We start from the raw sequence: 11342 nt of genomic DNA on the forward strand, positions 1-11342 counted from the left end.
TGCGAAGACGATGCAACCGTAACGGGCACCGCTCAGCGGGGCACGACGAGCCGTTCGCCGACAACGATGTCAACTATTCGGAATTCTTGTCCTCCTTGTCTTCTTGACGCTTCCGACGCGCACGGCGGAAGCTTCCTGGCAACGTTGTCACCCCCTCTTCGCGGCGCCACCCCGCCAGGTCCGGCCGCCGCTTTCGGATCGGAGTTCGCATGGCGGAGGAGTACGGCATCACCGCGGATGTCGAGCCCGCTGAAGTGGCCGCCGTGTCGCGGCGGCACGTCCTGGCCGCCGGGACCGGGCTGCTGGCCGGGTTCGGCCTCGCGGTCGTCCTGCCCGGGGTCGCGTCCGCGGCACCCGCTGCCGCCGACGGCCGGGCGCAGCAGACCGACCTGGCCCTGTTCCGCCCGGTCCAGGTCTCCGCGACCGACTACGCCGCCACTCCGGCCGAGTTCGCCGTCGACGGTCTCGCGCAGGTCGGCGTCAAGGGCTCCGGCTGGCGCGCCACCGCGGGCGACGGCCAGTGGATCGTCGTCGACCTCCAGGGGCAGTGCCGGATCGACTCGGTCGTGCTGACCTTCGAGGCGCAGCCCGGCGACCCGGCCGTCGACGCCGCCGCGTCCCGCTCCCACACCAGCGGCTTCGAGATCCTCTCCAGCTACGCGACGGCGTTCGACCTCGACGTCTCGGGCGACGGCAAGGCCTGGCGCACCGTCCACCACGCCGACGCCGGCACCGGCGGCGTCGTGACGATCCCGCTCAGCGCCGTCACCGCGCGCTGGGTCCGGTTCACCGCGTCGAGCCGCTCGACGACCAACCCCTTGGGCCTCAACGGCTTCCAGGTGTTCGGCACCGGCCCGCAGAACCGCCCGGCGGTGCACGGCTGGACGAGCTTCCCGGTCCGCCCGCACGACGACCCGCCCGCGCTCGCCGTCGCGGCCGACGGCACCGTGCCGCTCGAATCCGGTTGGGTCCTCACGATGGACGACTGGGCGCCGTCCGGTGACGGCAAGGCGCTCTCCGGGTCCACTGTGGACACCCGCGGCTGGCTCCCGGCGACCGTCCCGGGCACGGTCCTGGCTTCGCTGGTCGAGCAGGGCCAACTGCCCGATCCGGTGTCCGGGATGAACAACCTGCACGTTCCGGAAGCGCTGTCGCGCCACGCCTGGTGGTACCGCCGCCGCTTCTCGCTCCCGCGCGGCCTCGACACCTCGGCGGGCCGGCACGTGTGGCTCGAGTTCGACGGCGTCAACCACGAGGCGCGGATCTGGCTCAACGGCGCCGAAATCGGCACCCAGAGCCACCCGTTCGGCCGCGGCACCTACGACGTCACGGCCGCCCTGCGCCGCACCGGCGACCAGGCCCTCGCCGTACGGATCTCGCCGATGCCGCGGCCCGGCAGCCCCAGCGACAAGGGCTCCAACGGCAGTTCGTGGGTCGACGCCGGCACCACGATGTTCGACAACTCGCCGACCTACCTCGCGGTCTCCGGCTGGGACTGGATGCCCGCGGTCCGCGACCGCGCGTCCGGCATCTGGGACCACGTGCGCCTGCGCTCCACCGGCGCCGCCGTGCTCGGCGACGTCCGCGTCGACACGAAGGTGCCGGACGCCGCCACCGCCGTGGTGACGCTGACCGTGCCGGTGCGCAACGCGGCCGCGACGGCCCAGCGCGTCAAGATCACCGCCGCGTTCGGCCCGGTCACCGTGTCGACCACGGTCACCGTCCCGGCCGGGCAGACCACCGACGTCGCCTTCCCGGCTCAGCAGGTCGAGAACCCGAAGCTGTGGTGGCCCAACGGCTACGGCGACCCGAACCTCTACGACCTGACGCTCACTGCCGCGATCGGCGCGTCGACCAGCGACCGGCGGACGACGAAGATCGGCCTGCGGCAGATCGGCTACCAGTACGACCTGCCGATCGTCATCGCCGACGGCCGGGCCACCCAGACCGTCGACCTCGCGCCGCAGAACGCCCGGTTCGTCCGGATGCAGGGCCTCAAGCGCGCCACGGGCTGGGGCTTCTCGCTCTGGACGATGTCCGTGGTCGACAGCGCGGGGGCCGACCTCGCCCAGGGCAAGCCGGCGACGTCGTTGTCCGTCGCCGACGGCAACCCGCCGGAACGGGCTTTCGACGGCGACCCGAACACCCGCTGGACGTCCGCCTACGACGACAACCAGTGGCTGCAGGTCGACCTCGGCGCCGCGACCGCGTTCGACCGGGTCGTCCTGACCTGGGAGACCGCCTACGCGGCGACGTTCAAGATCCAGGTTTCGCAGGACGGCGACACCTGGACCGACGCCGCGTCGGTGGACAACAGCCCGAAGCCGCTGACCTTCCTCGTCAACGGCGTCAAGGTGTTCGCCCGCGGCGGCAGCTGGGGCTGGGACGAGCTGCTGCGCCGGATGACGCCCGAGCGGACCGACGCCGTCGTCGCGATGCACCGCGACATGAACTTCACCTTGATCCGCAACTGGGTCGGCTCGTCGTACCGGCAGGAGCTGTTCGACGCCTGCGACAAGTACGGCATCCTGCTGTGGAACGAGTTCTGGGACGGCTGGTCGACCGACCCGGCCAACCACGACATCTTCCTGGCGCAGGCTAAGGACACCGTGCTGCGCTACCGCCACCACGCGTGCGCGACGGTCTGGTTCGGCTGCAACGAGGGCACGCCGCCGCCGGTGATCGACAACGCGCTGCGCGACATCGTCCACGACAACACGGACCTGCTGTACCAGGGCAACTCGGCGGGCGGCGTGATCACCGGCGACGGGCCGTACTACTGGCAGGACCCGAAGCGGTACTTCACGGGTGAGGCGACCGGCGGCAAGTACGGGTTCTGGAGCGAGATCGGGCTGCCGACGGTGTCGGTCGTCGAGAGCATGCGCAACCTCGTCGGCGAGGACGACCCGGGCTGGCCGATCGGCGCGCCCTGGTTCCTGCACGACTGGTCGACGGCCGGCAACCAGTCGCCGCAGAGCTACCTCGCGGCGATCGACGCGCGGCTCGCGCCGTCGACGAGCCTGGCGGAGTTCTGCCGCAAGGCGCAGTTCGTCAACTACGAGAGCATGCGCGCGATCTTCGAGGCCTGGAACACGAAGCTGTGGGCGGACGCGACCGGCGTGCTGTTGTGGATGTCGCACCCCGCGTGGCACAGCACGGTGTGGCAGACCTACGACTACGACCTCGACGTCAACGGCAGTTATTACGGCGCGCGCAAGGGCTGCGAGGCCCGGCACGTGCAGGCCGACCTGACGACGTGGCAGGTCCGGGTCGTCAACCACACGCCGGCCGCGTTGAGCGGGGTGACGGTCACCGCGCGGCTGTTCTCTTTGGATGGAGCGAGCCTCGCGCCGGCTCAGCAGCAGAAGCTCGACGTGGCCGCGAACGTCGGCGCGACGGCGTTCACCATGCCGTTCGACGCGGCGCACCCGGACCTGCACCTGCTGCGGCTGACCCTGACCGACGCCGGCGGCGCGGTGCTGTCGGAAAACACGTACTGGCGCTACCGCAGCGACACGGCCATGCGCGCGCTCAACCAGCTCCCGGGCGCGCGGCTCACGTCGTCGCTGAAGGCCGACGGCGACGCGTTCACGGCGACGATCCGCAACGACGGCAAGACGGTCGCGGCGATGATCCGGTTGTCGCTGCGCGAGCGCAACGGCACCGACCGCGTCCTGCCGACCCGCTACGGCGACAACTACTTCTGGCTGCTGCCGGGCGAGAGCCGCACGGTCCGCGTCGAGCCGCGGCGGCGCGTGCCGGGCGCCCGGCTGCAGGTGGAGGCGTACAACGTGGCGGCCAAGTTGATCTAGCCGCGGTTTTGTCGGACCCCGCCGCTACGCTCGCGGGGCCCGTGAGCGAGGGGTTCCGGTGCGTGGCTGTGGGTCGCGATCCGGAGCGAGTGGAGGGGCGCGCGCGTCCCCTCATCCTCCGCCGACGACCAGCCCGGAGCCGATCCGGGTCTCGGTGCTCCTCGCTCGCGGGCCTGACGTGGGGGAGGGGCGGTCATCGAAGAGCTGTACCGGACGGTGCTGGCCCGGGCGGTGTACCAGGACGCGTTCTTCGCGTGGCCACGGCCGGACCGGGAGCGCTACGTTTCGCTGCTGCGGACGGCGGATCCGTCGTGGGCGCCGGGGTTCCTGCGCTGGCTGCGCGCCGAGACCCCGATGCGCTACCCGGCGCTGGTCGGAGCGGCGGCGTTCGTGGCGGGCCGGCTGGAGCGGGGCGAGCACGGGGTGTCGCGGCAGGTGATCGCCTCGGTGCTGCGCCGCGCCGACGACCCGGGACACCTGCTGGCGTATTGGGCGGCGGCGTACGGGCCGTCGCTGCCGAAGCCGGTGAAGCGTGGAGTGGCCGACGCGGTGACGCGGTTGTACGACGAGCAGGCCCTGGTGGCCTACGACGACGGCGGGCACCATTTCGAGCTGGGTTTCGTCCGTGGAGACCTGCCTCGCCACGGCGGGATCAGTACGCCGCGGCCGCTGCGGTTCGGCGAAGTGATCAGGGCGGTGCATCCGAGAGCCCGCGATCGCGCGCAGGGTGATTTGTTCCGGTACGCGCTGGCCCGGCGGAACGGGAGGGTGCGGATGATCCCGGCGACGTTGCCGCTGGTCCGAACCTGGGCCGGGATGCGTGCCCAACAAGGTGAATCGGTCGTCGAAGGGCCGGGAGATCTCGTCGGGCAGCCCGGCCAAGGCGCCGGCCCAGTAGCCCAGCGAGTTGCCGAACCTGTGGCTGTCCCTGCCTCACCGGCCGGGCCGCTGCAGGTCCTCGCCGGGCTCCGGTCCGGTGCCGGCCACCCGCCGCCCGGGCGACTGCTCGCCCGCCTGCGACGAGCCGGTACCCCACCCCACTCCGAAACCGTCCTCGCGGCCCTGCCCCTCGTCGACGTGCTCGGCCGGCCGGACGGTCTCGCCCGCCTCGAACCGCTGATCCCGCACCTGCCCCTCTCCGCGCTGCTCGCCCACCTGCGCCGGTTCGATGCCGCCGGGATCGGGTTCGAGACCGCCATGGCCGTCGCGGCTCGGATCGGTGATCCCGCCGAAGTCCGCGCCTCCGGGCTGGGGCCGTTGCGGTTCGCCGCGGCCTGGGGTGCGGTCGACAGCCGGCGGTGGGAACCCGCGCTGGCCGCCGGGGCGCGCCACAGCCTCGGCTCCCTCCCGCGGCTGAACGGGCGCACCCTCGTTCTCGTCGAACCGCGCAGCGACACCCGGATCGTTTTCGGCGTCGCCCTGGCGCAGCGGTGCGATGACGCCGACCTCGCTCTCCTCGGCGGCGGACGCTTCCCGCTCGAGCCGGACGAGTCGCCGCTGCACGCGCTGATCCGCTGGCACACCACCGACCTCGAACGTGCCCCCGCCGTCGCATCGGGGCACGACCGCGTCGTCCTCGTCACCGAGCAGTTCGGCGACGCACCGGACGTGCCCGCCGGGGTCCCGCTCTACGTCTGGGAGACCCGGCGGCACAGCCGGTACGAACACGAGCCCGAATTCGCGGCCGGTTCGCGGCGCGGGTTCTTCCGCGGGCTCGGCGACGCCTCCTGCCGGATCATCCCCTGGTGGGAGGAGTTCGTCGCGAACGACCAAATCGGGTGCTGAATTCGTGGCCACCGACGAACTAGGCTGGCGTTGTCGCGCCTAGCTTCGGGAGGTGCTCGTTTCGGTGAACCTGCGCCCGCACGCCAGCCTCGGCCGCGTCCTCGACGACCTGGGCGGCACCCTCCTGGACCTCGTGCTCGGCGACGGCGACCGCCCCGGCGGCATCGGCGGCGTCGCCATCCACGACCCCCTCGACGAGCCCGCGCTGCCCCAGCACGCCCTGATGCTGGGCGTCGGCCTCGCCGAACCCGACGAGGTCGTCCGCCAGCTGCGGACCCTGGCCCGCCACGACGCGGCCGGCCTCGTGCTGCGCGCGCCCGTCACGGTCACCGCGGCGCTCACCGCCGCCGTCGAGGAGACCGGCGTCGCACTGCTGAGCCTGGCGCGCGGCGCGTCCTGGGCTCAGCTCGCGGCGATGCTGCGGTCGCTGCTGGCCGAGGGCGACGTCGGCGACGCCGGACCCGAAACCCTCGCCGGGCTGCCCTCGGGCGACCTGTTCGCCGTGGCCAACGCGATCGGGGCGCTCATCGACGCCCCGGTCACCATCGAGGACCGCCGCTCGCGCGTGCTCGCGTTCTCGGGACGCCAGGACGAAGCCGACCCGTCGCGGGTCGAGACCATCCTCGGGCGGCAGGTGCCCGAGCGGTTCTCCCGGATGCTGGCCGACCGCGGCGTGTTCCGCGAGCTCTACCGCAGCGACCGGCCGGTGTACGTCGACCGGCCGCCGGAAAGCCCCGAGGGCTTCAAGATCCCGCGCGTGGCCGTCGCGGTCCGGGCGGGCGACGAGATCCTCGGCTCGATCTGGGCCGCGGTGCGCGAGCCGCTGACCCCCGACCGCACGCAGGCCCTTTGCGACGCGGCGCGCCTGGTGGCGCTGCACCTGCTGCGCGTCCGGGCGGGCGCCGACGTCGAACGCCGGCTGCGTGCGGACCTGGTGAGCACGGCGCTCGAAGGCGGCGCCGCCGCGCGGGAGGCGCTGAGCCGGCTGGGGCTGGGAGACCAGCCGGTCGTCGTGCTGGCGCTGGCGGTGCTCGAGAACGGTGCCGAGGACCCGGAAATCGCCACCGAACGGCAACGCCTGGCCGACGGTCTGGCGATGCACCTGAGCGCGGTGCACCCGCGCTGCGCGGCGGCGCTGGTGGGCGACACCGCGTACGGGCTGGTGCCGGTGACGCGCGACGCCGACGGGGAGCGGCGCGCCCTGCGGATCGCGAACGACTTCCTGGACCGGGTGGGCGACCGCGTCCGGGCCGTCGTCGGGATCGGACCGGTGGCACGCAGCGCGGCCGAGCTGCCGGAAGCCCGCGACAGCGCGGACCGGGCGCTGCGGGTCCTGCGGTCGGGCAGCGGCCCGGGGCGCCGGGTGGCGTCGCTCGCCGACGTGCACGTCGAGGCGTTGCTGCTGGAGCTGCAGGACCTGGTCGCCGCCCGCGGCGACCGCCCGACCGGCCCGGTCGCGCGCTTGCTGGAGTACGACGAGCAGCACCACGCCCACCTGGTCGAGACGCTGCGAGCCTGGTTGGACGCCTTCGGCGACGTCATCGCGGCGTCGGCCGCGGTCCACGTGCACCCCAACACGTTCCGGTACCGCCTGCGCCGCCTGGCCGAAGTCGGCGGCTTCGACATGACGGACCCGGAGGCGCGCTTCGCGGCGATGCTCCAGCTCCGGGTGGTGGCCCCACCCGCCTCCTGACCCGTGATCGAGGAGTCGACACGCGTGATTGGACAGTCGACACGCGTGATTGCAGGGTCGACACGGCCGAACCGGCTCCGCTCCGCGTGTCGACCCTTCGATCACGCGTGGAGCGTCCGAAATGTCGGTGATTAACCACCGACTTCCGGACCGCACATGGTCAGTTACCTACTTTCGACCGGTGTGCGACTCCTTCGGGGCATGTGAACCTGCACGGACTTCACGTCAGGTGATCAAGTTTCCACGGAGGTGTACCGGGTGTCACGCAAACGGGTCATCGCAGGGACGGCGGCGGTGAGCGCGGCCGTTGTCGCGGTGTCGCTGGTCACGACCGGCTCGCCGGCATACGCGACCATCGCGCAGCCGTCGATGCACGCGCTGAACTCCCTCGCGATGCCGTTCGGCAGCGTTGTGCGGTCGCAGCAGGAGATCGGCGGCGTGCCGGTGTTCGGCGGCCAGCTGATCCAGGTCCGCGACAAGGCCGGCGCGGTCCTCGCGACCCACGGCCGCACCACGAAGAAGACGTCGGGCGCGTTCCCGGCGAGCGCGACGGGCGCTTCGGACGCCGCCATCGCGGACGTCGCGAAGCGCACCGGCCTGCTCAAGGCCGACCTCAAGGCCGACGCGCCCCGCGCGTACTGGTACGACGCCACCCTCGGCGGCGCGAAGGGCGACGGCGTCGCCGTGCCGACCTACCAGGTCACCGTGCACGGCAAGAAGCTGAACGACAAGTGGACCGAGGTCGTCAAGGCCGGCACCACCGACGTCCTGACGTCGTGGTCGGAGGTCCGCGAGGCCAACCGCGACGTCTGCGACGCGAACCACAAGGTGGTCAGCGGCAGCACCGAGTCGGTCCGCTGCGGGACCGCCTTCGACGTCACCCGCAAGGAAGGCGGGGCGGAGTCGAGCGTCGAGGACGTCAACAACGTCTACACGTTCTTCGGCCAGGCGTCGGACTTCTACCAGAAGTACGTCAACGTCGACCTCACGAACCTGATCGGCGCCGACTACTCCGACGGCACCGGCAAGGCGCTGCGCGGCACCGTCCGGATCTGCGTCGACGGCGAGTGCCCGTTCGCGAACGCCTTCTGGGACGGCGAGCAGATGGCCTTCGGCGAGGGCGTCACCACCGACGACATCACCGGCCACGAGCTCACCCACGGCGTCACCCAGCACACCTCCGGGCTGAGCGGCGGCCAGGCCGACTCGATCAACGAAGGACTGTCGGACGTCTTCGGCAAGTTCATCGGCATCACCTCGAACGACCCCAACGACACCGGCGACAACCGCTGGCTGCTCGGCGCGGGCTCGTCGCTGGGCGCGATCCGCAACATGAAGGACCCGCGCTCGTCGCTGTCCCCGCAGCCGGACATGGTCAACGGCCCGGGCTGGGAGACGAACAACCCGGACGAGCACATCAACGACGGCGTCGTGAACAAGGCCGACTACCTGATCACCGACGGCGACACCTTCAACAACCAGACCGTGCGCGGCCTCGGCCTCGACAAGTCCGTCCAGATCTGGTGGGGCGTCGAGAACACGCTCACCCAGAGCGCGACGTTCAAGGACGTCGGCGAAGCCCTCAACTCCTCCTGCGCGGCGCTCGCCAAGGCGGGCACCGCGGGCATCACCGACGACGACTGCACCCAGGTCGGCAACGCGGTGAAGGCCACGCAGCTGGACCAGGACCCGAGCTGATCCAACCCCGACGTCGAAGGCCACTCCGGGCGACCGGGGTGGCCTTCGGCGTTGTCGGAGCACAAATCCGGTTGGCGGCCCGGAAAACCGCCGTTACGCTGCCCTGAGTCCGAGATCGCGTGAACGAAGGGAGCCGGCCGTGCGCATCGCCGTCGTCTCCCGTCCGCGGTCCGAGGTGATCCTCGTGTCTTCGCGGCTCCGGTGTCCGCCGCGCGGCTGACACCGCACCCGTGACGCTCCTTCACGGACGTTCGTCACGGCGAATCGCGCTGCCCTGACCGGATCGTCCACAAAGGACCGCGCCGTGCGTAACCACGACCTGACCACCGTCCGCAACCTCGGCATCCTCGCCCACGTCGACGCGGGCAAGACCACCGTCACCGAACGGATCCTCCACTTCACCGGAGCCACCCACAAGACGGGCGAAGTCCACGACGGCACCACCGTCACCGACTTCGACCCGCAGGAACGCGACCGCGGCATCACCATCTTCTCCGCGGCCGTCAGCTGCGCGTGGGCGGGCCACCGGCTCACGCTCATCGACACGCCCGGCCACGTCGACTTCACCGCCGAGGTCGAGCGGGCGCTGCGCGTGCTGGACGGCGCGATCGCCGTGTTCGACGCCGTCGCGGGTGTCGAGCCGCAGAGCGAAACCGTCTGGCGCCAGGCCGATCGGCACGGCGTGCCGCGCATCGCCTTCGTCAACAAGCTCGACCGCGCGGGCGCGGACCTCGACGCGGCCGTCGCGTCGATCCGGGCGCGGCTGCACCCGGCGCCGCTGGTCGTCCAGCTGCCGATCGGGCGCGAGGACGGCTTCACCGGCGTCGTCGACCTGGTCCACCTGCCGGTGGACGCCTCGGCCGAGGCGAGACGACGCCGTCGTGTGCTGGAGGAGGCCGTCTCCGAGCTGCACCCGTTGGCGCTGGAAGAGTTCTGTGCCACCGGGACGGTCTCGGCCGAAACGCTGGAGAAGGCGTTGCGGGAGCTGACCCTCAGCGGCGACGGGCTCGTCGTCCTGTGCGGCGCGGCTTACCGCGACCGCGGGATCGAGCCGCTGCTCGACGCCGTCGTGGCCTACCTGCCGTCGCCGGCGGACGTCCCGCCGGTGCGCGCCGACCGGCCCGCCGACCCGGCGGCGCCGCTGGCCGCGCTGGTGTTCAAGGTCGTCGCGACGACGACGGGACGGCTGACGTACCTGCGGGTGTATTCGGGAACGCTGCGGAAGGGAGACCAGGTGCGCGACGCGGGGCGCACCGAGCGGATCGCGCGGGTGCTGCGCGTGCAGGCCGACCGCCACGCGCAAGTGGACAGTGCGGTGGCCGGCGACATCGTGGCGGTGGCCGGGCCGAAGGCGGCGCGCGTCGGAGCGACCTTCAGCGCGCTGGGCGACGACCTGCTGCTGGAGCCGGCGCCGACGGCGGATCCGGTGGTCTCGGTGGCCGTCGAGGCGCGCCGGGCGGGCGACGGCGAGCGGCTGACGTCGGCGCTGGCGCGGCTGGCGGAGGAGGACCCGTCGCTGGTCGTGCGGACCGACCCGGAGACCGGGCAGACGGTGCTGTCCGGGCTGGGCGAGCTGCACCTGGAGGTGGCGGTGGAGAAGCTGCGGCGTGACCGCGGGCTCGACGTCGCGGTCGGGCGGCCTTCGGTGGCCCACCGCGAGACCGTGGTCCGCGGGGTGTCCGGGCTGCTGTACCGGCACGTCAAGCAGGACGGCGGGGCGGGCCAGTTCGCCCACGTGGTCCTGGACGTCGAGCCGGCGTCCGACGGGTTCGAGTTCGTCTCGGCGATCGTGGGCGGCCGGGTCCCGCGCGAGTACGTCCGCGCGGTCGAGGCCGGCTGCCGGGACGCGCTGGCCGACGGACCGCTCGGCGGGCACCCGGTGACGGGCCTGCGGGTGGTGCTGACCGACGGGGCGACGCACCCGAAGGACTCGTCGGACCTGGCGTTCCGGACGGCCGGCCGGCTCGGCCTGCGGGAAGCGTTGCGTTCGTCGGTCCTGCGGCTGCTCGAGCCGGTGGCCGCGGTGGCGGTGACGGTCCCGGCCGACGCGGTCGGCGGCGTGCTCGGTGACCTGGCGGCCCGCCGCGGCCGGGTGGCGGGCTCGGAGGTCCGCGCCGGCACGGCGGTCGTGACGGCGACGGTCCCGGTGGCGGAGCTGTTCGGCTACGCGAACCGCCTGCGCAGCCGCACCCAGGGCCGCGGCACGTTCACCGCCCGGCCGTCGGGCTACGCGCCGGTGCCGTAAGCGGTCGTGAGTGGGAAACAGTGTTGGTATGTGAATCGAGGTGACCAGGGCAGGGCGTAGCCCCCGGCGAGCGGAGCGCTGCCGGTTGTTGCCGGGTGGTGCTCTCAGG

General features: G+C 72.5%; 5 protein-coding genes. All 5 read left to right on the forward strand.

Annotation, left to right across the window (positions count from 1 at the left end):
* Positions 1–209: 209 nt before the first annotated feature.
* The 5 genes from QQ657_RS54390 (at position 210) to fusA (ending at position 11233) form a co-directional block, all read left to right on the forward strand.
* Complete coding sequence (locus QQ657_RS54390; protein WP_284750357.1) at positions 210–3812, forward strand: discoidin domain-containing protein; 3603 nt, start codon at positions 210–212, stop codon at positions 3810–3812.
* 216 nt (positions 3813–4028) lie between these two features.
* Complete coding sequence (locus QQ657_RS54395; RefSeq protein WP_284750358.1) at positions 4029–5597, forward strand: hypothetical protein; 1569 nt, start codon at positions 4029–4031, stop codon at positions 5595–5597.
* A gap of 52 nt (positions 5598–5649) precedes the next feature.
* Entirely contained in the window at positions 5650–7290 is a 1641-nt protein-coding gene (locus QQ657_RS54400; RefSeq protein WP_284750359.1) for a PucR family transcriptional regulator, read from the forward strand.
* Between the two features lie 258 nt (positions 7291–7548).
* The gene (locus QQ657_RS54405) at positions 7549–8988 is read left to right on the forward strand and encodes a M4 family metallopeptidase (protein WP_284750360.1); all 1440 of its coding nucleotides are present in this window, start codon (positions 7549–7551) and stop codon (positions 8986–8988) included.
* Positions 8989–9292: 304 nt separating this feature from the next.
* Entirely contained in the window at positions 9293–11233 is a 1941-nt protein-coding gene (gene fusA / locus QQ657_RS54410; RefSeq protein WP_284750361.1) for an elongation factor G, read from the forward strand.
* The last annotated feature ends 109 nt before the right edge of the window (positions 11234–11342 follow it).

This window comes from Amycolatopsis ponsaeliensis (genome assembly GCF_030182635.1).
In the GTDB taxonomy this organism is placed as follows: Bacteria; Actinomycetota; Actinomycetes; order Mycobacteriales; family Pseudonocardiaceae; genus Amycolatopsis; species Amycolatopsis ponsaeliensis.